19 protein-coding genes and 8 tRNA genes are annotated in these 22,052 nt (G+C 38.3%); 5 read left to right on the forward strand and 22 right to left on the reverse strand.

Annotated features, from left to right (window positions below; genetic code table 11):
* Window positions 1-28: 28 nt before the first annotated feature.
* The 22 genes from CXF71_RS06030 to CXF71_RS06135 form a co-directional block, all read right to left on the reverse strand.
* A complete protein-coding gene (locus tag CXF71_RS06030; RefSeq protein ID WP_101232065.1) occupies window positions 29-592 on the reverse strand; it encodes a DUF3332 family protein in 564 nt (187 codons plus the stop codon).
* A gap of 170 nt (window positions 593-762) precedes the next feature.
* On the reverse strand, window positions 763-1,389 hold the full coding sequence (locus tag CXF71_RS06035; protein WP_157826702.1) for a hypothetical protein: 627 nt from the start codon (window positions 1,387-1,389) through the stop codon (window positions 763-765).
* 250 nt (window positions 1,390-1,639) lie between these two features.
* Window positions 1,640-1,729 (reverse strand) — tRNA-Ser (locus CXF71_RS06040).
* A 251-nt stretch (window positions 1,730-1,980) separates the two neighbouring features.
* The gene (gene nadA / locus CXF71_RS06045; protein ID WP_101232067.1) at window positions 1,981-3,039 is read right to left on the reverse strand and encodes a quinolinate synthase NadA; all 1,059 of its coding nucleotides are present in this window, start codon (window positions 3,037-3,039) and stop codon (window positions 1,981-1,983) included.
* A gap of 350 nt (window positions 3,040-3,389) precedes the next feature.
* Window positions 3,390-3,465: transfer RNA gene (locus CXF71_RS06050), tRNA-Lys, on the reverse strand.
* Between the two features lie 217 nt (window positions 3,466-3,682).
* Window positions 3,683-3,758, reverse strand: a tRNA-Lys gene (locus CXF71_RS06055).
* Window positions 3,759-3,849: 91 nt separating this feature from the next.
* Window positions 3,850-3,925, reverse strand: a tRNA-Lys gene (locus CXF71_RS06060).
* Window positions 3,926-3,958: 33 nt separating this feature from the next.
* Window positions 3,959-4,034, reverse strand: a tRNA-Lys gene (locus CXF71_RS06065).
* Window positions 4,035-4,132: 98 nt separating this feature from the next.
* Window positions 4,133-4,208 (reverse strand) — tRNA-Lys (locus CXF71_RS06070).
* Window positions 4,209-4,244: 36 nt separating this feature from the next.
* Window positions 4,245-4,320 (reverse strand) — tRNA-Lys (locus tag CXF71_RS06075).
* A 116-nt stretch (window positions 4,321-4,436) separates the two neighbouring features.
* Window positions 4,437-4,512 (reverse strand) — tRNA-Lys (locus CXF71_RS06080).
* 173 nt (window positions 4,513-4,685) lie between these two features.
* Window positions 4,686-5,477 (reverse strand): tol-pal system protein YbgF, encoded by a 792-nt coding sequence (gene ybgF / locus CXF71_RS06085; protein WP_101232068.1) that lies wholly within the window; start codon window positions 5,475-5,477, stop codon window positions 4,686-4,688.
* Between the two features lie 53 nt (window positions 5,478-5,530).
* Window positions 5,531-6,091: a peptidoglycan-associated lipoprotein Pal gene (gene pal, locus CXF71_RS06090; RefSeq protein WP_101232069.1), complete on the reverse strand. Its 561-nt coding sequence runs from the start codon at window positions 6,089-6,091 to the stop codon at window positions 5,531-5,533.
* Between the two features lie 66 nt (window positions 6,092-6,157).
* Complete coding sequence (tolB, locus tag CXF71_RS06095) at window positions 6,158-7,507, reverse strand: Tol-Pal system beta propeller repeat protein TolB (protein WP_101232070.1); 1,350 nt, start codon at window positions 7,505-7,507, stop codon at window positions 6,158-6,160.
* A gap of 97 nt (window positions 7,508-7,604) precedes the next feature.
* Complete coding sequence (gene tolA / locus CXF71_RS06100; protein ID WP_101232071.1) at window positions 7,605-8,549, reverse strand: cell envelope integrity protein TolA; 945 nt, start codon at window positions 8,547-8,549, stop codon at window positions 7,605-7,607.
* Between the two features lies 1 nt (window position 8,550).
* Window positions 8,551-8,976: a protein TolR gene (tolR, locus tag CXF71_RS06105; RefSeq protein WP_101232072.1), complete on the reverse strand. Its 426-nt coding sequence runs from the start codon at window positions 8,974-8,976 to the stop codon at window positions 8,551-8,553.
* A gap of 9 nt (window positions 8,977-8,985) precedes the next feature.
* A complete protein-coding gene (tolQ, locus tag CXF71_RS06110; protein ID WP_101232073.1) occupies window positions 8,986-9,672 on the reverse strand; it encodes a protein TolQ in 687 nt (228 codons plus the stop codon).
* On the reverse strand, window positions 9,662-10,096 hold the full coding sequence (ybgC, locus tag CXF71_RS06115) for a tol-pal system-associated acyl-CoA thioesterase (RefSeq protein WP_101232074.1): 435 nt from the start codon (window positions 10,094-10,096) through the stop codon (window positions 9,662-9,664). The genes tolQ and ybgC overlap by 11 nt, the downstream gene beginning before the upstream one ends.
* 253 nt (window positions 10,097-10,349) lie before the next feature.
* Window positions 10,350-12,188: a DEAD/DEAH box helicase gene (locus tag CXF71_RS06120; protein ID WP_101232075.1), complete on the reverse strand. Its 1,839-nt coding sequence runs from the start codon at window positions 12,186-12,188 to the stop codon at window positions 10,350-10,352.
* Between the two features lie 421 nt (window positions 12,189-12,609).
* Entirely contained in the window at window positions 12,610-13,215 is a 606-nt protein-coding gene (locus tag CXF71_RS06125; protein WP_101232076.1) for a hypothetical protein, read from the reverse strand.
* 119 nt (window positions 13,216-13,334) lie between these two features.
* A complete protein-coding gene (locus tag CXF71_RS06130) occupies window positions 13,335-15,752 on the reverse strand; it encodes a Lon protease family protein (RefSeq protein ID WP_101232077.1) in 2,418 nt (805 codons plus the stop codon).
* Window positions 15,753-15,902: 150 nt separating this feature from the next.
* The gene (locus tag CXF71_RS06135; RefSeq protein ID WP_101232078.1) at window positions 15,903-16,388 is read right to left on the reverse strand and encodes a zinc ribbon-containing protein; all 486 of its coding nucleotides are present in this window, start codon (window positions 16,386-16,388) and stop codon (window positions 15,903-15,905) included.
* 204 nt (window positions 16,389-16,592) lie between these two features.
* Between CXF71_RS06135 and leuS the strand changes: the two genes are divergently transcribed.
* The 5 genes from leuS (at window position 16,593) to rsfS (ending at window position 21,971) form a co-directional block, all read left to right on the forward strand.
* Window positions 16,593-19,184, forward strand: coding sequence for a leucine--tRNA ligase (gene leuS / locus CXF71_RS06140; RefSeq protein ID WP_101232079.1), 2,592 nt, complete (start codon window positions 16,593-16,595; stop codon window positions 19,182-19,184).
* A gap of 14 nt (window positions 19,185-19,198) precedes the next feature.
* Complete coding sequence (locus CXF71_RS06145) at window positions 19,199-19,702, forward strand: LPS-assembly lipoprotein LptE (protein ID WP_101232080.1); 504 nt, start codon at window positions 19,199-19,201, stop codon at window positions 19,700-19,702.
* A 75-nt stretch (window positions 19,703-19,777) separates the two neighbouring features.
* Window positions 19,778-20,842, forward strand: coding sequence for a DNA polymerase III subunit delta (gene holA, locus CXF71_RS06150; RefSeq protein WP_101232081.1), 1,065 nt, complete (start codon window positions 19,778-19,780; stop codon window positions 20,840-20,842).
* Window positions 20,843-20,849: 7 nt separating this feature from the next.
* Window positions 20,850-21,557 (forward strand): nicotinate-nucleotide adenylyltransferase, encoded by a 708-nt coding sequence (gene nadD / locus CXF71_RS06155; RefSeq protein ID WP_232771398.1) that lies wholly within the window; start codon window positions 20,850-20,852, stop codon window positions 21,555-21,557.
* Window positions 21,558-21,650: 93 nt separating this feature from the next.
* Window positions 21,651-21,971, forward strand: coding sequence for a ribosome silencing factor (gene rsfS / locus CXF71_RS06160; RefSeq protein ID WP_101232082.1), 321 nt, complete (start codon window positions 21,651-21,653; stop codon window positions 21,969-21,971).
* Window positions 21,972-22,052 lie beyond the last annotated feature (81 nt).

The raw sequence follows: 22,052 nt of genomic DNA on the forward strand, positions 1-22,052 counted from the left end.
AACCTTATCGATAAACGTAAGTTAAGCGTTAAACTTTCGTCTCAACATAAGCATTTAAGTCATGCATAGATACTTTAGTTACGAACTCGTCGTTCATATAAAAGCTGACCATTTCGCCGTCTTTCTTACCACGTAAAAGCGCAGTTTCACCGGTATTGTAGGTGATATTAAATTCTAAAGTGTTTGCATCAATAGGTGTTACTTGTGCAGTAAGAACTTCTTTCTCAACTGCGTCCGTTTTAGTGATTGGGTCAAGGGGTGCTTCGGTTAATGAAGGGTCTAAATCTTTATTAATTTCATACATAGTTTTCATCTTTGAATCAAAGATGTGTGGCTTACCATTTAATGGATTTTTACCCGCCCAAAATTCAATCGAGTTAAAAATTATTGCATCTGCAGCAATTGTAAGTGCATACACTGGAGCTAAAAGCATATTGACACCACCACGTGCATAGCGGTTATCAACAACTTCTACATTGAATTTCATCACTTTAGCCGTTACCGCATTACTTCCGATACAACCCGTAAGCGTACCTGCAAGACCAGCAGTTAATGTTGCCATAATAGCCATTCTTACGAGATTTTTTTTCATCTATATTCCTTAAGTATGCTTGAGTTTATTACCATTATAACCACCTATAAAATAGCAAGTTATGTAGTAAAGTCAATATCATAAGGCGACATTCACCGTTACTTTGATGCTAAAGAACTCTTTACTCTTCGTCATTAACTTACCTTTAGTGAAAGAGCAAAATGGCTTAACTAGTTGTTATTTTGTATAAACAGCTTTTGTTCACATTCAATATTATAAAAGAAACCGATTTTTGCATTATGCACCGAGCTTTCAGAAAACTGTAACCTTAGCTGTTGATCGTCGCTTAACCCGCTTTCTGATAAGACTAAGTTGTCACCAAAAGCGTAATCGACTCGATTTTTTAAGACAAGTTGCAGCCCTTGCTCTATGGATTCAACATAAACCATTTGCATACCTGCATCTAAGAAGCTTTGATGCATTATGCCGATAACGTTAGGACGTAATAAGGCAACAATCTTTCCTTTTAGCTCCTTAAGTTCCGCCCATTTAAAACGCTCATTTTTCCTTAATCTATAAAAACCAATTTTAACAATACTGTCTGATAAGGACACAAAGCGAGCATACTTATCATCTTTTTTCGGGGGATAAAAGGACAAACACCAATGCCCATCTTTGATGACTCTGTTAGCTCGTGCTGGTGGTAAAAAAAGTGGGATGGGTGTCACACTAAAATGAGACTGTGCATATTGACTTAGCAATGAAAAACTTGATCCATAGCCAGGGAGCTTTAGGCTAGTATAAGGAGGGTAATCGACTGCGATAACATCAACCTTTAGTCGCTCGTTTGCTGACATAACAAAAAAGCTTAATAAGCAGAATAATAAAAAAGTAATTTTTTTCATAATCCAATATAAATCGATGATCGATTACATAACTTAACATATCACTATGGCACTGACTAATAGAGTATTTAGGGGGAGACAAAAGAAATTCAAAGCGTAACTTTACTAAAGAAATAAAGTAAATAATTGTTGTTTATATAACCTTCTGATATTTATTCAAAAAAAATGGGCACCTCTTATGAGGTGCCCATTTTATAGAATATGGCGGTGAGCGAGAGATTCGAACTCTCGAAAGGGATAAACCTTTACACGCTTTCCAGGCGTGCGCCTTCAGCCACTCGGCCAGCTCACCAGATTTAGTCTGATATTTTTAGGTGTTATCCTCACCATTAGCGTCTGATATGAAATTGGCTTTTGATCACGTAATACGTGTCAATAAAACCTTTCCAGCCAATTGACTAGTTCACCTCATTCTCAACAGGCGCTATGGTAAAAAAAAAGCCCTGCTGGTGCAAGGCAATTTTAATTTAATCTACAAAAAATGGTTTGATTGCTGTTTATTTATTCATAAAGCGATGAGAATGAATAAATTACACCACAATGCTATGCATTACCTTTTACTTTCAACTTATTTTCAGCAGCAAAATTAAGCATTCTATTTAAAGGAACTAATGCTTTTGCAGCTAAAGCCTCATCAACGTGTATTTCTTTACCTACAGGGCTCACTAACGCATCATGAATCGATTTTAAGCCATTCATTGCCATCCAAGGGCAACTTGCACAACTTCTACACGTAGCGCCGTTACCACCCGTAGGTGCTGCTACAAAGGTCTTTTCTGGGTTAGCTTGCTCCATCTTATAAAAGATGCCTTTATCCGTTGCGACGATAAAGTGTTTATTAGGCATTTCTTGACTGGCTTTGATTAACTGGCTGGTTGATCCTACTGCATCGGCCATTGCAACTACATTGGCAGGTGACTCAGGGTGAACAAGAATAGCGGCATCTGGGTATAGTAATTTTAGATCACGAAGTGCATTCGCTTTAAATTCATCATGAACAATACAAGCGCCCTGCCACATAAGCATTTTAGCACCTGTTTCTTTTTCTATGTATGAACCTAAATGACGGTCAGGCCCCCATAATATCGGCTTACCTTCACTCTCCAGCATATCAACAATTTCTAATGCAATACTTGATGTTACCACCCAATCAGCTCGCGCTTTAACAGCCGCAGAGGTATTTGCATAGACAACGACGGTATGATCGGGATGTTCATCACAAAAAGCTGAGAACTCTTCTATAGGGCAACCTAGGTCGAGCGAACATGTTGCTTCAAGCTCAGGCATCAATACTCGTTTTTCAGGTGTTAAAATTTTAGCCGTTTCGCCCATGAACTTAACGCCAGCAACAATTAACGTTTCTGCAGCGTGCTGTTTTCCAAAACGAGCCATCTCAAGAGAATCAGCTACACAGCCTCCTGTTTCTTCAGCAAGTGCTTGGATTACAGGATCAGTATAATAATGGGCAACCAATACGGCATTTTTTTCAATCAAGAGCTGTTTGATTTTCTCTATGTATTGCGCCTTTTCTTCATTGGCTAAAGGCTTAGGCTTAGCTGGAAATTGAAAATCAAAATCTACCGCGGTATTACTTACACTCATGGGTTCTCTCTAATTCAGGACTCGTAAAAACGTGGCAATTATAAGGGAAATCGCTACTAATGTGTAGTAGATATTAGTCGGTATTGATTGAATTAGGAATCGTCGGCCCTGAAGGATTTGAACCTTCGAGTTAATTAGATTAAACGGTTAAAAGCCTTGTCTGATGAACGTACATAATTATTTTTTAGGGATGATTTAACAATGGAGATTTATTTAATTAGGAGTGGTCGGCCATGAAGGATTTGAACCTTCGAGCTAATTAGATTAAACGGTTAAAAGCCTTGGCTGATGAACGGACATTAATTATTTTTTAGGGATTATTTAACAATGGAGATTTATTTAATTAGGAGTGGTCGGCCGTGAAGGATTTGAACCTTCGACAAATTGGTTAAAAGCCAACTGCTCTACCAACTGAGCTAACGGCCGTTCCTAATAATTATGGCTTATAAGCCATTTACTATTTATTGCTACTATATTTATTCAGGTAAATATTTACTGGTCTATATTTAATTAGGAGTGGTCGGCCGTGAAGGATTTGAACCTTCGAGTTAATTAGATTAAACGGTTAAAAGCCTTGGCTGATGAACGTACATTAATTATTTTTTAGGGATGATTTAAAAATGGAGATTTATTTAATTAGGAGTGGTCGGCCGTGAAGGATTTGAACCTTCGACAAATTGGTTAAAAGCCAACTGCTCTACCAACTGAGCTAACGGCCGTTCCTAATAATTATGGCTTATTAGCCATTTACTATTTATTGCTACTATATTTATTCAGGTAAATATTTACTGGTCGATATTTAAATAGGAGTGGTCGGCCGTGAAGGATTTGAACCTTCGACAAATTGGTTAAAAGCCAACTGCTCTACCAACTGAGCTAACGGCCGTTCCTAATGATACAAACTTTTACTTTCTTGAACTGGTCGGCCGTGAAGGATTTGAACCTTCGACAAATTGGTTAAAAGCCAACTGCTCTACCAACTGAGCTAACGGCCGATTCAAGATTTATTCTTTCAATTTACATGCTCTAGTATCTATTCTGATAAAGAGACTTTTTTAATTCAAACTTAACGTCATTACTTTAAGCTTAAAAGTGGTCGGCCGTGAAGGATTTGAACCTTCGACAAATTGGTTAAAAGCCAACTGCTCTACCAACTGAGCTAACGGCCGTTTTATCTGGTAAGTAGATTATAAATATTCTTGAATTGGTCGGCCGTGAAGGATTTGAACCTTCGACAAATTGGTTAAAAGCCAACTGCTCTACCAACTGAGCTAACGGCCGATTCAAGCGTACATTTATAAATTTACTTGCTCCATTATCTTTAACAATAAATCAATTTACGATTTACTACATGGAGACTTTTTTCAAACTAAAAGTTATTACTTTACGTTTTAAAGTGGTCGGCCGTGAAGGATTTGAACCTTCGACAAATTGGTTAAAAGCCAACTGCTCTACCAACTGAGCTAACGGCCGACGTTGTATTGAGTCACCGCCTCAATGCGGGGCATATAATACTCAAAATTTATTTAAGTGCAACAATAAACTTCGTTTTTCTTAATATAATTTCCTGTTAGAGTAAATTCCCAGCAATACGCTAGTTTTATCAGCAATAAAAAGTATGCCAATGCAATTTACACTAAAATAATTTAGTTAGTTAAACTGGCTAACCTTGGTTTAGCTAGTTTTGCTGCCGTTGATTCTGGGTACTCTTTTAGTAACTGTTGATAGGTAGCTATCGATTTTTTTACATCATTTTGCTTTTGAGCAACCATGGCAAGTTTTAATAAAGCGTCAGGACGTTTAGTCGAGTCTTTATATTTGTTAACAACAATTAAAAACGCTTGGTTAGCTTGTTCAAGTTCGCCTTGATTAAAGAGTAACTGACCTAACCAGTAATGAGCATTGGGCGCATAACTAGAATTTGGAAAGCTTTTATTAAACGCTTTAAACTCAAGAATAGCTTGTTTATAACGTTTATCTTTTAAGACTAAGTTAAGTGCACGATCATAGGTTTCATTTTCAGTTAAATTATCACTATAACTCGCACCGTTTACCGATTCACTAATAGTAGCCATTGGGCTTGTAGTCACTGACGCGGCTTTACTTGTTGATGAAAGTACCTCATTGACTCGCCTATCAATTTCTTGATAAAGCTCTCGTTGACGCTCTAATACTTGGCCTAATTGATGAGTATGTAACTCTGTTACACCACGAAGTTCATTCACTTCAGTTTGTAACAGTTCCAACTGACGCTGGATATTGACTTGTGCCTTATTACGAGAGTCGAGCTTTCGTGACAAAGTTGCTAATTGTTCGGTTAACGCTGAAGAGTCGATAGAATTGGCGTTAACATCAATGACTGGCGCTTTAGCTACAGCTAACGCACTAAAGGCGCTAGCTGTAAACATCATGCCAAACAAAACTTTTTTTAGTTTCATTCAGTTACCTGCTTAGTTGAGACTGATTAAGTCTTAGTAAGTATTAGTAAATATTAGTAAACTAGTACGGCACGACGGTTTTTAGCGAAAGCATCTTCACTACGGTCTTTAACCATTGGCTTTTCTTCACCGTAGCTAACTACAGTAAGTTGGCTAGCGGCAACACCCATATTTTCTAAATAAGTAGCAATAGATTTAGCACGACGCTCGCCTAATGCAATATTATATTCAGGTGTACCACGTTCATCGGCATGACCTTCAACTAATACTTTTACATCAGAGTTAGCATTTAAGAATTTAGCATGAGCATCTAAAATTGCAGCATACTGATCATTTACATTTGAAACATCAAAATCAAAATAGATAATATGTTCAGAACGTAACGTCTCTAATTCTTGACGCTTTTGCTCTTCAATTTCAGCAGCGCGTTTTGCAGCAGTAACTTTCACTGCTTCTGCGTCAGCTGCTTTTTGAGCATCTGCTGCATTTTGAGTTATTTGGGCATTAGTATCTACTTGGCTGTTCTCATCGGTATCTGAGTTTGAGCTACAAGCTGATAAAACGGTAAGAGGTAAAGCTATTGCTAGGCATTTTACTATGTTATTAAAGCGCATTTTATTTTCCTTTGTCCTAAAAATTATAAGTTAAAATTCAATTAGTTTTTGTTGTGTATCTTATTATTATAAAAATGGCGACCAAGCAGGTGCTTTTACTTGACCATCAAGTGCAGGCAATCTTGCTTTAAAGCGACCATCTACCGACACTAAACCCAAGACTTGTCGATTATTATGTAAGGTACTGTATATAATCATTCCACCATCGGGTGACACACTTGGCGACTCATCTAAACGAGTTTCAGTTAACACCTGAAATAACCCAGACGCTAGCTCTTGTTTCGCTAGACGATATTTACCATGAGTTCTATTGACCATAATCAGTTGTTTACCATCTGGTGTAAGCGAACCTCCTAGGTTCATCTCACCGTCAAAAGTTAAACGTCTTACTTTCCCCCCGGCTAAATCTACGCGATATAGCTGCGGTTTTCCACCCCGTTCTGAACTAAATATCAATGATTTACCATCTGGAGTCCAACTTGGCTCTGTATCTATCGCTCTATTTCGTGTAATGCGACGCACTTTCATTGTAGCTAAGTCCATCAGATACAAATCTGGGTTACCATCTTTTGACAGTACCATTGCCATACTTTTTCCATCAGGGGAAAAACGTGGCGCGCTATTAATGCCCATAAATGAGCTTATTAATTTTCGTTCACCCGTATAAATATCGATAGTATGAATTTGAGCTTGGTGATTTTCAAACGAAACATACGCCAATTGTTCACCATTAGGACGCCAAGATGGTGACATTAACGGTTCTTTGGAACTTAACAATACATGTTCATTAAAACCATCATAATCGGCAAAAGCCAATTGATATGGATACTTTCCTTGATCACGAACAATAATATACGCAATTTTACTTAAAAAAGCGCCTTTAGTTCCGGTGAGCTTTTCATAAATAACATTACTGATGCTATGCCCATATCGACGTGCTTGGTTAAGTTCGATATTGGCACTACTTTGCGCCAATATATGGTCCTTAGTGTTAACTAACTCGCCATTACTAAGCATTGAGGTTTCACCGCCAGTAATCTGCCCACGAATCACATCAATAAGCTGATAACTGACTAAATAACGGCCTGGTGTCACTTCACTAATTTTACCGACGACTACAGCTTCTGCACCAAGGTTTGCCCAAGCGCTGTAATCAATACTTTTAGCATCAGAAATAGCTTGTGGAAATTTATCATGAGCAATAGGACTAAACTTACCACTACGTAGTAAATCATCACTGATAACTTTTGATAAAGACTCTGGACGTTCACCTGCACCTGTCCATTCAAAAGGTACTATGGCAATTGGTCTGGCACTATCTACGCCACCGGTGATAATGATTTCTAATGCTGCTATTGCATTAGTTGAGCTAAGCGCAATAAAAGCGCTCAGCAACACCTTTGATAATAATTTCATATAGTTGGGTATTTTCCTTTAAATAACTTCATTCGTTACTTTCTAGATTAAATATCATGCCAGTAACTGTCTAACAAACACATGATAATGACTTACATTAAAATTCTGGTATAACGGTCACTGATAGATTTTTCATTTCTTTAAACACTTCAGGATCTTTAGAAACAGGTAAATTACCGGCTTTACCAACCGCTATTTTGGCGGCATCACACACCACTTTATCACCTTGACCTATTTTTACTGCGATAACAAAGCCAGATGGCGCCAAAGTAATATCTAACTTACAAGATTTACCATCCATAGTACTGCGATCTTTAATCATACGTTGATTAATACTTTGGGTGATTAAGGCTGAATATCGTTGTGTTTCAGTCATAACTTGCTGATGTCTTGCTTGATTACGGCTCGCCATCTCATTAGCCATTTGCTCAGCTAGCATTGCATCTTGCATCGCTTGCTCTTTCGCGGCAATTTCATCCCGTTTGCGGTCTGCAATTTTTTCAAGGCGTAAGTCCTCTGCTTTTTTTGCATCGGCTTCTTCTTTTAAACGTTTAGATCTAGCTTCAGCAGCCGCTTTTTCAGCAACTTGTTTTTCTTGTTCTTTTTGCTTACGTATTTTTTCAGCTTTAGCTGCTTTAGCATTAGAAGATTTAGCCGCTTTATCAGCTTTAATTTTTTCTTGCTCTTTTATCATACGCTGTTTTTCTAGCTTCTTGATACGTGCTTCTTCCTTAGCACGACGATTCTTAGCGTCTACTGCACGCTTTTCAACCGATTTAAGGCGCTTTTTTTCAGCATCGAGTTGATCCGTTTTTTGCTTCTTTATCTTATTTACAGCTCGCTCAAAGGTTGCTTTATCAATCACTACCGCTTTGATTGGATCACCAGACTGCTTTGCCGGTGTTGGTTTTAGTTTAGGTGTGGAAGCAAAGTCGCCGGCAAGTAAACCAACCAGTAAAAAAACATGCAATGCGATACTTAACCACAACGCTTTAACGTAAGGTGATTTCGTAGTAAAACGAGAAATTAACTTCTGGGCCACGCTAATCCTCCACCGAATCTGTCATTAAACCGACTGAAGGTACGCCTGCTACTGTTTGCAGTAAGACCATAAGTTGTATAACAGCATTATACGAAACTGCGCCATCGCCATTAACAACAACAGGCGTGCCCGGCTCAACGGCCAAGTGTGCTTTAACTAATACTGCAACTTCTTCAGCTGACATAGGCTCTTTGTCATTGGCTCCAACGGTCAAGTAATAACGCCCTTGAGCGTCAACACTGGCAACCAGTGGTGTTTTACTGTCTGCATCGAGCGGCTCTGCTTCTGCTTGCGGCAAATCGACTTTAACACCTTGAGTAATTAAAGGTGCGGTAACCATAAAAATAATTAATAACACCAACATCACATCAATGTACGGAACTACATTTATTTCAGCCACTTTACGGCGTCTAACTCTTTGGTACATAGTAATGCCCTATTTAGTAGATTGCTCAGCGGCTGATTGACGTTGTAGAATACTAGAAAATTCATCCATAAAGTTGCCATAACTATTTTCTAATTTCTCAACTTTATGACTAAAGCGGTTAAAGGCAATTACTGCAGGTATTGCTGCAAACAAGCCCATTGCTGTGGCAATTAACGCTTCAGCTATACCCGGTGCAACCATGGCAAGTGTTGCTTGTTTTACCGCACCTAAAGCAATAAATGAATTCATGATACCCCATACTGTACCGAACAAACCAATGTAAGGACTAATAGAGCCAACGGTCGCCATAAAGGGCAAATGCGTTTCTAAACCATCGACTTCTCGTGATAAAGCAACACGCATAGCTCTGTGTGTACCATCAACTATGATTTGTGGGTTATCTATATGACTTTTTCTTAACCGAGCAAATTCTTTAAAGCCTGCAACAAATAAATTTTCAATACCCTGTACTTGAGGTTTAGCGCACGTTTCGCTATAGAGTTTACTTAAATCTGCCCCGCTCCAGAATTTATCTTCGAATGCTTTTAATTCTGCAGCCGCTGTACGTAAAATCTTTCTGCGTTGAAATATCATCGCCCAACAGACAATAGAAAAAGTAAGTAAAACAAGCATTACAAATTGCACCAAGATGCTTGCTTCTAAAAATAAATGGAAGATTGATATTTCAGCTGACACGTTTAAACGCTCCTAGTATTAATTCGGGGATAGCACAGGGTTTATTCTGACTAAAATCAACGCAAGCAATACGTATTTTGGCCGTACATAACACTTGCTTTTCTTGATTGGTAATTTGTTGTTGAAACACTAAACTTGCGCGTTTCAGAGTAACAATGCTTGAGCTCACCTCAAGTAAATCATCGAGCTTGGCCGAAGCAAGATGATCCATTTCAACCTTTCTGACCACAAAACCTAGCTTTTGTTGCAAAAATACTTCTTGGTTTATCCCTATTTCTCTAAGCCACTCTGTTCTAGCTCGCTCAAAAAATTTTAAATAATTAGCATAATAGACAATACCGCCCGCATCCGTATCTTCGTAATAAACACGAATAGCACATTGATGGGTTGTTTCAGTGTTCGATTGAGATGCTACTTCAGACATGACTATTAGTATTATTATGTTGGGGTTAAATGATTGATGGTACTAAGTAGCTCTATAGTAATAGATAAAGCATTGCGCAAACAAGGTAACAGAGATAAAAATGTACCTTTTTTCGCATAAAAAACACGAAAATAGCTTTAATAATACTGAAAAAACAAAAAAAGCGCCATAAGGCGCTTTTTTAAGGTAATACCAATGAGTATAAGTAAGTGTTTACTTCTTTATACTAAAGGGTACAAAACTACCGCATCAATTAGTTATGACGTGGTGCTTTTTCAGTACGACGAGCTGGGCGTGGTGCTTGGCTAACAACTGCTTCATCTGACGTAGTGATTGAAAGAGGTTGACGACGAACGCGCACGCCTTTCAATTGGTTAAACAAGTCAGTTGGGATACCTTTAGGTAACTGAACGAAACTATGCTTATCATGTAAGTTAATAGCACCAATATAGCTACTATCTAGTGATATTTCATTAGCTATAGCGCCAACAATATCACCTGGACGTGCACCATGTTCTTTACCCACTTCTAAGCGGTAAGTTTGCCAATCAACATCTGTGCGGTTTACTTTAGCTTTACGTGGTTTTTCATCACGAGCTGGACGGCTATCACGAGCTGGACGGCTATCACCACCACGTGAGTCTCTACGGCTATCGCCACCACGAGAATCTCTACGGCTATCATTGCCACCACGGTCATTGCGTTCAGTACGTTCACGCGCATCACGACGAGGCTTAGGATCTTCTTTTGGTTGAAGTGGTTGCTTCATTTGCTTTTGGTAAAGCAATGCTGCAGCAAGGTCAATCATAGAAACTTCAGATTCAGCCGCCATGCCTTCAACAATTTCACGCATGCTTGAGATATCTTTCTCTGCCACAATACTTGCAACTTCAACACGAGTACGCTCAATACGGATTTTACCAATATCTTGGATATTTGGTAAATCGTAGTTAAGAACAGTACCATTCGTTAAACGCTCATAATGACGAATTGAGTACATTTCACGTGGACGTACAAAAGCAATTGACATACCTTCACGACCAGCGCGACCAGTACGACCAATACGGTGAACATAAGCTTCGTTATCACCAGGTAAGTCATAGTTAATTACCAAAGAGATACGAGGAATATCTAAACCACGAGCAACAACGTCTGTCGCAACTAGGATAGATGATTTACCCGATTTCATTTGGTCAATACAACGTTCACGTTGTGCTTGGTTCAAATCACCATTTAGTGCTAATGCCGGGTAGCCCGCACGCTCTAATTTTTCTGCTATATCAACAGTATCGTTACGAGTACGAACAAAGATAATCATTGCATCGTATTCAACCACTTCAGCAATACGCTCTAATGCAGTCATTTTAGTGATACCACTAACTTTCCATGCGTACTGAGTAATGTTGGCTTTTGCTTTTTTAACAGCGGCAACTTTAATGTGCTCAGGATCTTTTAAGAAACGGTTAGCAATTTTACGAATAGCTGGTGGCATTGTTGCTGAGAATAAACACATTTGTGCAGTTTTTGGGATGTGATCCAAAATCCACTGGATGTCTTCTAAAAAGCCCATGTTTAACATTTCATCTGCTTCATCAAGCACACAAACGCGTAAATCATCTAATTTAAGGCTTTTACGACGTAAATGGTCCATTAAACGACCAGGAGTACCAACAACAACTTGTGCTCCACGCTCTAGTTGTTGAAATTGTGGTCCATAAGATTGGCCACCGTACAATGTAGCAACACTTAAACCTTTCATGTCTTTACCGAAAGATTCAATTGCTTCAGCAACTTGCATTGCTAATTCACGTGTAGGTGCCAAAACCATTAATTGTGGTTTTCTAAGTGATGTATCAATTTTTGCTAAGGCTGGTAAGCCAAACGCAGCGGTTTTACCCGTACCTGTTTGTGCTTCACCTAATACGTCTTTACCTGCAAGTAATGGCGGTATAGTTAATGCTTGAATATCGGTAGCAGAGGTAAAGCCAATGGAAAGTACAGCGGATAATAAGTTTTCAGGTAAGCCTAAAGAGGCAAAAGCTACAGCTTCAGGTTCAGTTACAGTTTCGGTTTCAGTTTTTTGATCAGTCATAAATAATTTTCATCTTCGCAAGGCAGGCGCATTACTTGAGCATAATTACTTGGGCGTAATTATAAAAATCAATCGCAAAGCTGCCGCCAAGTTAACTGTTCGTTAATTAGCTGCACTTTATAGCATTTGATTTAAATTGCTAAAGTCTTAACCTGCGTAAAATATATACGAGGAAACCACCAGGAAGACTTTAGGCGCATAGCGTTCTATTGACGCTATATTTCTTGCTAATTCTAGGGGCGAATTAGCTGGCAAGTCTATTGGGCGGTAAAACCCCACTCATCTCGATAGTCTTATACATCCATTAAACTATCACTAGTTAGTATAAGTAAGTCGCTTATCGGACTAACTTCGGCTGAAATTCATTCAACCTGTTATCGAGGCGCGCATTATACAGAGATCTGATGAGTTGGCAAGAAGTTTATAAAATAATGTCTTGGTAAAAGTTAGCGTATTTTACTTTGTGCGAATTAAATATAAACTTTCTTAAGGATTCCCTGCCCTCTTGTAAGTTGTTAAATTTAGCTGCAACAATATTATCCTCGTGCCTGACTAGTTCGAGCTCAAGTTTTAAAGGCTTATCGCCAGCTAAACTCATTTCAAATGAAGACTGTTGCAGATCAATATAATTACTGTCTGAACTAGGTACTTTAATCGTTAACCCTGTCGCCGAAAGTGACAACAACTCAATTTTTTCACCATGATAAAGATCAGTGATAGCAACATTTTTAGGCGTATTTACTCGCCAACTACGCTCACTGCCATTAACATCAATGATTTCAGGAGTGCCAAATTTAGGCGAGAAATCACCTTGTTCACTTATCGATAGAGAGACAGGAAACCATAATTGATAATGGCTAATTTCTGCCAACAGCGTTAGTTTACTATCCACTAAAACTTGTCTTAAATAATGTGGTACAGCTGTTTTTACACTAAGTTGGTGTTGCGAATTACTAACCATACTGTCATTTGAGGTTTCAGTAAAAATATTACTGAAAAAATCTAATTCTTCCGTCGAAAATTCCACTTGAATTTCATACCGCTTGTTGTTTTTATGTTAACAACTTTAACAAGAATATTATGTAAGTGCAATTATCGACCAATTAAGGTTGTTTTTTCATCCAAAAAAGCAACTGACCACTCATATTACTCTTCATCGCCATTAAGTATATCAGCAAAATTTTCAAGTTTATCTAGCGCTAAACCATGAATAGATTTACGGGGGTAGCGTCCTGTTTTACTCATAACACCGGCCTCAACCTTCATCAATAATTCTAATGATTGATCAATTGTTTCAACCGCATGTATGGAAAACTCTCCGCGAGATACCGCATTAATCACTTCATCATTTAGCATTAAGTTAATCACGTTCGTTTTTGGAATAATGACCCCTTGTGTCCCTGTTAAACCTTTATCTTTGCATAACTGGAAGAAGCCTTCTATCTTCTCATTAACACCGCCAATCGATTGCACTTCACCGTGCTGGTTGATTGAACCTGTTATCGCAAGACTTTGATCTATCGGTAATAAGGTAATAGCAGAAATAAGCGCACAAAGCTCTGCCATTGAGGCACTATCACCGTCTATATGACCGTAAGATTGCTCTATAGCAATATTTGCAGAAATACTAACAGGGAATGTTTGCCCATATTTATGACCTAAGTAGCCAGTTAAAAGTAGAACACCTTTAGAGTGAATAGACTTGCCTAAATCGACTTCTCGTTCAATATCGGTAACGCCTTCACTACCGGCATAAACAGTTGCGGTTATACGTGCAGGGGTACCAAAAACACTATCACCAATCTCAAGTACCGTTAAGCCATTCACTTTACCTATAAACTCACCTTCCGTACTGATTAATACCTGTTGCTCTTTAATCTCACTGAGCCAGGTTTCACTTAATCGTCCGATACGTCGTTTTTTCGCTGCTTGTGCTAAAGCGATATGCTGGGCGGTTAGTAATCCTTTACCTCCTTGCTTTTGCCAACAGTAATTGGCTTCATCAAGTAGATCGTTTACTTGAACGATGTTTGCTGAAATTTTATGCTTATGCTCGCCTCGCCTAAGGGCATAACGAACTAACTCTAATACGGCTTCATCACTCACCACAGGATAATTATGTTTATCAGCCCGTTGCCTAATCAATTGCCCAAACGCAATTAAATTACTATCTGTTTTATCAAGATGACGGTCAAAATCGGCTAAGACCCTAAACAGCTCAGTAAACTCTTGGTCATAATCTTGTAAGGTATAATAAATTTCGGCATCACCTAATAATATCACTTTAACCTGCAAGGGAATTTTTTCTGGCTGTAAACTATAGCCACTAGATGGACTAAATTCAGAATAGGGATTCTCAATGGTGATTTGCTGAGTCTTCAAAGCGAGCTTCAAACGCGACCAAACCATAGGTTGACTTAACACCTTTTCGGCATCTAATAATAAGTAACCGCCATTAGACTTATGTAATGCACCAGGTCTAATTAGTCGATAACTGGTATAACTACCGCCTTGAAAGCTAGTATAATCTACATGCCCAAATAAATTTTGATACGTTGGGTTCTGCTCATAAACCACTGGCGCTCCTTGATTTTCCTCACGTGGCACAAGTAGTTTTGGTAAAAAATATTCCACCATTAACTTACGTAATTCTTTGTCTGTTGGTGTATCGTCAGATTCGTTTACTAAAACCTCTAAGATTACATCTACCACATGGTTTTTCACTTTAGCTAAATATTTTAATACACCTTCATTTTCACTAAATTCATTTTCTAATTCTTCTATATAAGGTTTGATAACCTTCTCAGCAGTGTCATTTTTAAGTTTTCGTAATTGCTCAAACGAAAGCCGCTTCCATAAAGGTAGCTCTAATAATTGCTCCGAAAGTACTTCTTCTAAGTCACTTAAACATTTATAAAACTTAGTCCGTTCCTCTTCAGTTAACTTAGAGAAGTCTTTATCACTCAATGGCTTACCATCGACCAAAGGCGCAAAACCTACTTCACCATCTTCTTCATACAAAACAACGTTATCTTTGAGGGCAAGCTCTTCAACAACGGCGATGGCTTGGTCGTATTTTTGATTAAATTCTCTATCAATGGCTGACTTTTGTCTTTGGTAGCCTGGATTATCAAAAACCTCAGGAAACAAACTGAGTAAACCATCAATAAATTTATTCATGCTCATCAATAATTGTTTGCCACCACCTGGCTTAACTGACAAGGTTAATGGAATATGGCTTTCGTCAAAATTATTGGTATAACACCATTCATCTGGTGAGGTTTGCGCGGCGGCAAGAGAGGTTAACATTTGCTTAATTAACGTTTGTCGGCCGGTGCCATGCTCACCTAGCGCAAAAACATTAAAGCCGATTGCAGACATTGACAAACCAAATTCTAATGCTTCTTTTGCCCTTTCATGGCCAACAAAACTTTGAGCGGTAACGTCATCGAGCTTGCTGACTAATTTTTTATCATCAGAAAATAAGGAAGCTGACAAAGGAGAAGTTAGATCATCAGCAACTAGGCGAGTTTGATCAGCAAGGCAAGCTGGAGTTTTAGTCATGTAAATCCTTTAAAGAGCGTTTTTGAGTCTCGCTCTTAATAATAAAAGTATGAACGTTTACGTATCAACATCAATGTATCGAAACTAACGTATCGAAATTTTGGCGATAGTGTACTTGTTAACATTTTGGCTAACAAGTTGATTGTAATATTACGGGTTGAGTGGGAGACGAATAAAGTCTGTTGAACCGCAGTGAACACACTCACCAATCTGACTAAAATGCACTATGGTAGTTATTTCATCGCATTGTTCACATTGCAATTCTCCAAAACCAATGAAGTCGCCACTTTTGTATAAGCCATCATGGTTAAAGTCATCAACCAGCTCTGCCCATTCCACTTGTGATTTATCTGTTAACTTAGCGAGGTTATCCCACAAGGTTTCATTTAATAAACCTAGATAGACTGAGTTTTCGGCTTGTGTTCGATTTAGTTGATAAAAGTCATGCAGATCATATTTTAAATTATCAATAAATTGCTGTAATTTTTCTTCAGACATTGTTTCAGCGGCACTCGCATATAACTTAGCCTGTTTAATAAACTCGTCAATGTGTGGCTTTTGCTCAACTTTTACTTCAACTAACCAGTCATTAAGTTTTCTATAAATATCAGCAAAGTAATCATTTTGTTGTGACATTAGTATTCTCCCTTAAAAGTATTACTTTAACTATAGGTTCAAGTATAGGAAAAGTTATAGCTTACGCTTAATTATGCTTGTTGTTACCCCGTTACATAAGGTATTCTACTGCGATAAATCACATCGATTGTCCTCTGTTTATGCCGCTTTACGTCGCGAAACAAGCAATTCGGTAACACCTTAAAAGCATTAGAGAAAGTCTTAATGGAAGCCATTTATAATCCCCAAGCGATTGAAGCAACAGTACAAAAATTTTGGACTGATAACAACACCTTTCAAGCTATTGAAAATCCAGATAAAGAAAAATTTTACTGCTTAGCTATGTTTCCTTACCCAAGTGGTCGATTACACATGGGTCATGTACGCAACTACAGCTTAGGTGATGTAATTTCTCGCTACCAACGTATGCAGGGCAAAAATGTCATGCAACCTATGGGTTGGGATGCCTTTGGTTTACCCGCTGAAAACGCTGCAATTAAGAACAAAACCGCGCCAGGAAAATGGACATACGAAAATATTGACTACATGCGTAATCAATTACAATCACTTGGTTTTGGTTATGATTGGGGCCGTGAATTAGCGACATGTAAACCTGATTACTATCGCTGGGAGCAGTGGTTTTTCACTCAACTTTTTGAGAAAGGTTTAGTCTATAAGAAAAATGCCACGGTAAACTGGGATCCAGTCGATCAAACGGTTTTAGCGAACGAACAAGTTATTGACGGTAGAGGTTGGCGCTCTGGTGCGCTAGTAGAGCGTAAGCAAATTCCACAATGGTTTATTAAGATTACTGATTACGCTGAAGAGTTACTTGATGATTTAGATAAATTAACCGAGTGGCCTGAGCAAGTAAAAACTATGCAACGTAACTGGATTGGTCGCTCTCAAGGTGTTGAGATGACTTTTGAGGTTGCCGAGTCCACAGAAAGTTTTGATATTTATACTACCCGACCTGACACGTTAATGGGTGTGACTTATGTCGCACTTGCTGCTCAGCATCCATTAGCAGTAGCTGCCGCGATAGATAATGCAGATTTAGCGGCTTTTATTGATGAATGTAAAAACAGTAAAACCACTGAAGCCGATATGGCTGCAATGGAAAAGAAAGGTGTCGATACCGGTCTTAAAGCTATTCACCCACTTACCGGTAAATTAGTGCCTGTCTGGGCTGCTAACTTTGTGCTAATGGATTATGGCTCAGGGGCTGTAATGTCGGTACCAGGTCATGACCAGCGAGATTATGAATTTGCGATTAAATATGGTTTAGCCATCGAGCAAGTCATTGCAGGCCAAGAATCTGATGATATTAACAAGGCTGCTATCACAGAAAAATCTACGTTAATCAATTCTGGTGAATTTGATGGCTTAGATTTCGAAGCCGCGTTTAAAGCCATCAGCGATAAGTTGATCAGCGAAAGCAAAGGTAAAACGACTACTAACTACCGTTTACGTGATTGGGGTGTTTCTCGCCAACGTTATTGGGGTACGCCAATTCCAATGCTTAACCTTGCCAACGGTGAATCAGTACCGGTACCAACAAATGAATTACCGGTAGTATTACCAGAAGACGTGGTAATGAATGGTACTACGTCACCGATTAAAGCGGATCCAGAATGGGCCAAAACCACTTATAACGGTGAAGAAGCTTTACGTGAAACAGATACTTTTGATACCTTTATGGAATCATCTTGGTATTACGCACGTTATTGTTCACCAAATGATGACACCCAAATGATTGATCCTGCTAAAGCAAACTATTGGTTACCAGTAGATCAATATATTGGTGGTATCGAACATGCAATATTGCATTTATTATACTCACGTTTTTTCCATAAATTATTACGTGATGTTGGCTTAGTTGACTGTGACGAACCGTTTAAAAAGCTTTTATGTCAGGGCATGGTTTTAGCTGAGACATATTATCGTGAAGCTGACAATGGTGGTCAAGAGTGGATTGCACCAACAGATGTTTCAGTAGAACGTGACGACAAAGGCAATATCACCTCATCAATTAGTAAAATTGATGGCCTACCTGTGTTATCTGCCGGTATGAGCAAAATGTCTAAATCGAAAAATAATGGTATTGACCCGCAGGAAGTTATCGAGAAATACGGTGCTGATACGGTACGTTTATTTATCATGTTCACTTCACCACCAGAGCAAACTTTAGAATGGTCTGATGCCGGTGTTGAAGGCGCACATCGTTTTGTTAAACGTGTTTATAAATTAGCGCATGACTTTGTTGAAAGTACGAGTAACTCACCTGTTGTTGATATTGCGACGTTAACATTAAATGCTGGTCATAAAAAATTACGTCGTGAATTGCATAAAACGATTGCCAAAGTAACCGATGATATTGGTCGCCGAAATACGTTCAACACTGCAATAGCTGCCATCATGGAATTAATGAATCACTTGGGTAAAGCTAAGCTAGACAGTGATGAAGATAAAGCAATAATGCAAGAAGCTGTTCGCGCCGTGGTATTAATGCTAACGCCAATCACCCCACATCTTTGTCACAATTTATGGCAATTAGTTAGCGGAAGTGATGTTAATGTAGAAGATGCTAACTGGCCGGTAGTTGACGAAACAGCTTTAGTTGAAGACGAGAAACTTATTATTGTACAAGTCAATGGTAAGTTACGCGCAAAAATTACTGTTGCCGCCGATGCAAGTAAAGAAGTTGTTGAAGCGCTTGGCTTAAATGATGAAAGTGTATTGAAATTTACCGAAGGTAATACCATACGCAAAGTGATTTATATCCCAGGTAAGTTACTTAATATTGTTGCCAACTAACAGGTACATGATAAATGTATAAATTAAGCCTTGCCATTAAGAGCTTAATTATCGCCCTGTTAACCACAAGCTTATTAACCGCTTGTGGTTTTCAACTCCGCGGTGATTATCTACTCGATGATGACTTACAAACACTTTATCTTAGTTCTACTGATGTTCACGGTGAGTTGACGCGATTAGTTAAGCTCAACTTAACGCACAACCAAGTTAACGTGTTAAAACATTCGAAAACTGACATTCCTGAATTACGTATTATTTCAGATAAGTTAGATAGACGAACATTATCATTATTTACTAATGGTCAAGTGGCTGAGTATGAGCTGATATATTCAGTGCATTATCAAGTACGCTTCGCTGGTGAAGATGCCAAAGACTTTCGCTTTGAGCTTTATCGGGATTATCAGGACGATCCTAATTTAGCCCTAGCAAAAAGTCGTGAGTTGTCGTTATTGTTAAGTGAAATGAGAACGTCTGGTGCTGATAAAATATTACGTGATTTAGCAAGAATTCAACGCTAATACTTCGTGATTTTATTTTGTTAACATTAACACTCGCTGTAAAGCTTGCATTTTATAACTAATTAAAAGGCCTTCATGAAAATTTACCACAACCAGCTAGACAATACTCTACGACAGGGTTTTAAACCTGTTTGGTTGGTTTTTGGTGATGAGCCTTGGCAAAAAAACAACAGCTTAACGGCTATTAAAAACCATGCAAAAAGCCAAGGTTTTAGTGAAATTATTCGATTTAGTAGTGATACTAGTTTTGATTGGCAACAACTACTTGATGAATATCAATCGTTAAGCCTGTTTGCCAGCCAACGTATTATTGAAGTTGAATTAACCTCTGTTAAAGTGGGTGATGCCGGTAATAAAGCACTACTCGCATTAGCTGAACGACTAACACAAGACGCTAATAGTGGTCATGCTCCACAAGATGTCATTTTTATATTACATGGCGAAAAGTTGGATGCCGCGAGTGCCAATAGAAAGTGGTTTAAGAGTCTGACCCAATTAGGCTGCTATTTGCCCTTATATGATATTGAACTAAAGGCTATGCCTCAATGGTTAAATAATCAAGCAAGACAGTTGCAACTCAATATATCACCTGAATTAAATGCGCTACTTATTGAACTATTTGAAGGTAATTTACTTGCCCTTACCCAAGAGTTAGATAAGCTTGTACTTCTCTTTGGTTCTCAACCTATTAGTATTGAGCAAGCTGAGCAGCTAATCATTAAACAGGCGAAGTTTAACCCTTTTCAAGTTATCGATGCTTTATTGCGAGGGGATTGTGCTAAATGTATCACTATGCTTGATCAGCTGCAGCAAGAAGGCATGGCACCAGCCCAATTAATTTGGGTCTTCCATAAAGAAATAAACCAGTTATACCTCATGTTAAATCAATTAGCTCAAGGTGAAAGTGTTGCTAATATTTATAAGCAATATCGTATTTGGGATAAACGTAAACCTTTGTACCAGCATGCCTTAACTCACATCAAACTTGATAATGTAAAGCGTGCTATGGCACGCATAGCAGATATTGATTTATTAAGTAAAACCAGCAGTGAATTTAATATTTTCATCTTATTAGCTGATTTATGTATTACCTTATATCACGGTGAAAAAACAGCAGCTTTTAGCCTTAACTATGGCTGATGTTATTATGAAAAAAGTAAATATAGCAAATAAGAATAAAGACATGACCTCACAAAATTTTGACCCACGAAAAGGTATAGGTATTTTAGGCGGTACCTTTGATCCTATTCACTTAGGTCACACTCAATCAGCCCAAGCGGTTGCCAATGAGTTGGGTTTATCTAAAGTACTGTTAATACCCGCTCATATTCCCCCTCATAAAGTTTCTGCTGAATTAGTGCCACACGCAAGTGCAGAACAACGCGCTGCTATGGTGGAAATTGCCTGTCAAAAAAGTGAACTTTTCATCTGTGATCATCGAGAATTAAAACGCTCAGGACATTCTTATACTGTTGATACGCTCAAAGAGCTAAAGCAACAATACCCTAAACAGCCTTTATTTTTTATTATTGGTATGGATTCACTACATACTTTTACGACTTGGCATCAATATCAAGAAATTTTATCTTTATGCAACGTAGTGGTGAATACTCGACCAAACTTTTCCATTGAACAATTGAATGATGAAACAAAGACACTACTCCGTAATTGTCAAACAACTGATATCAATCAGCTAAAGTCTTCTGACTCAGGAAAAATATTTTGTGCAAACGAGTGTTTATTTGATATTTCATCAACGCATATACGACAACGTTTAGCGCAAAAACAAAGTTGTAATAAGCACTTATTACCCTCAATTTCAGAATTTATTCATAAAAACAAGCTTTATCGTTAACCCTGAGCGTAAAAAGTGTTAATATCGCACTATTATTTATTGTGCTCGTTAATGAGTGCATCAAAAGTTACGATTAACGATAGGAAGAACACCTTGCAAACTGAACAACTTAAAGCATTTGTCATAGAAAAACTTGAAGACATGAAAGGCAGAGATATCATCGCTCTTAATATTACTGATAAAGCAAGCTTTGCTGATTACATGGTTATTTGTTCAGGTAATTCGAACCGCCATGTAAAATCTATTGCTAACTCTGTTGGTATGGAGTGTCGCGCTCAAGGTTTAGAACCCCTTGGTATGGAAGGTAACGATATCGGCGAATGGGCATTAGTCGACTTAGGCGATATCATTGTTCATGTTATGACTGATGAACAGCGTGATAAGTATAATCTTGAGCAACTTTGGGCTGAATAATCTACTTATTCACCTTGCCGAGTAAAAAGACGAGAGCTATGTTAGTTTCATTCGCAATTGCGAACCGGATCACTATTAACT

The sequence above is a fragment of the Colwellia sp. 12G3 genome (genome assembly GCF_002836775.1).
Classification (GTDB): Bacteria; Pseudomonadota; Gammaproteobacteria; order Enterobacterales; family Alteromonadaceae; genus Colwellia.

Coding starts and splice junctions, on each gene's coding strand:
- CXF71_RS06030 (WP_101232065.1), bottom strand. CDS start 592: ATGAAAAAAAATCTCGTAAGAATGGCTATTATGGCAACATTAACTGCT.
- CXF71_RS06035 (WP_157826702.1), bottom strand. CDS start 1,389: ATGTCAGCAAACGAGCGACTAAAGGTTGATGTTATCGCAGTCGATTAC.
- nadA (WP_101232067.1), bottom strand. CDS start 3,039: ATGAGTGTAAGTAATACCGCGGTAGATTTTGATTTTCAATTTCCAGCT.
- ybgF (WP_101232068.1), bottom strand. CDS start 5,477: ATGAAACTAAAAAAAGTTTTGTTTGGCATGATGTTTACAGCTAGCGCC.
- pal (WP_101232069.1), bottom strand. CDS start 6,091: ATGCGCTTTAATAACATAGTAAAATGCCTAGCAATAGCTTTACCTCTT.
- tolB (WP_101232070.1), bottom strand. CDS start 7,507: ATGAAATTATTATCAAAGGTGTTGCTGAGCGCTTTTATTGCGCTTAGC.
- tolR (WP_101232072.1), bottom strand. CDS start 8,976: ATGTACCAAAGAGTTAGACGCCGTAAAGTGGCTGAAATAAATGTAGTT.
- ybgC (WP_101232074.1), bottom strand. CDS start 10,096: ATGTCTGAAGTAGCATCTCAATCGAACACTGAAACAACCCATCAATGT.
- CXF71_RS06120 (WP_101232075.1), bottom strand. CDS start 12,188: ATGACTGATCAAAAAACTGAAACCGAAACTGTAACTGAACCTGAAGCT.
- CXF71_RS06130 (WP_101232077.1), bottom strand. CDS start 15,752: ATGACTAAAACTCCAGCTTGCCTTGCTGATCAAACTCGCCTAGTTGCT.
- CXF71_RS06135 (WP_101232078.1), bottom strand. CDS start 16,388: ATGTCACAACAAAATGATTACTTTGCTGATATTTATAGAAAACTTAAT.
- leuS (WP_101232079.1), top strand. CDS start 16,593: ATGGAAGCCATTTATAATCCCCAAGCGATTGAAGCAACAGTACAAAAA.
- CXF71_RS06145 (WP_101232080.1), top strand. CDS start 19,199: ATGTATAAATTAAGCCTTGCCATTAAGAGCTTAATTATCGCCCTGTTA.
- holA (WP_101232081.1), top strand. CDS start 19,778: ATGAAAATTTACCACAACCAGCTAGACAATACTCTACGACAGGGTTTT.
- nadD (WP_232771398.1), top strand. CDS start 20,850: ATGAAAAAAGTAAATATAGCAAATAAGAATAAAGACATGACCTCACAA.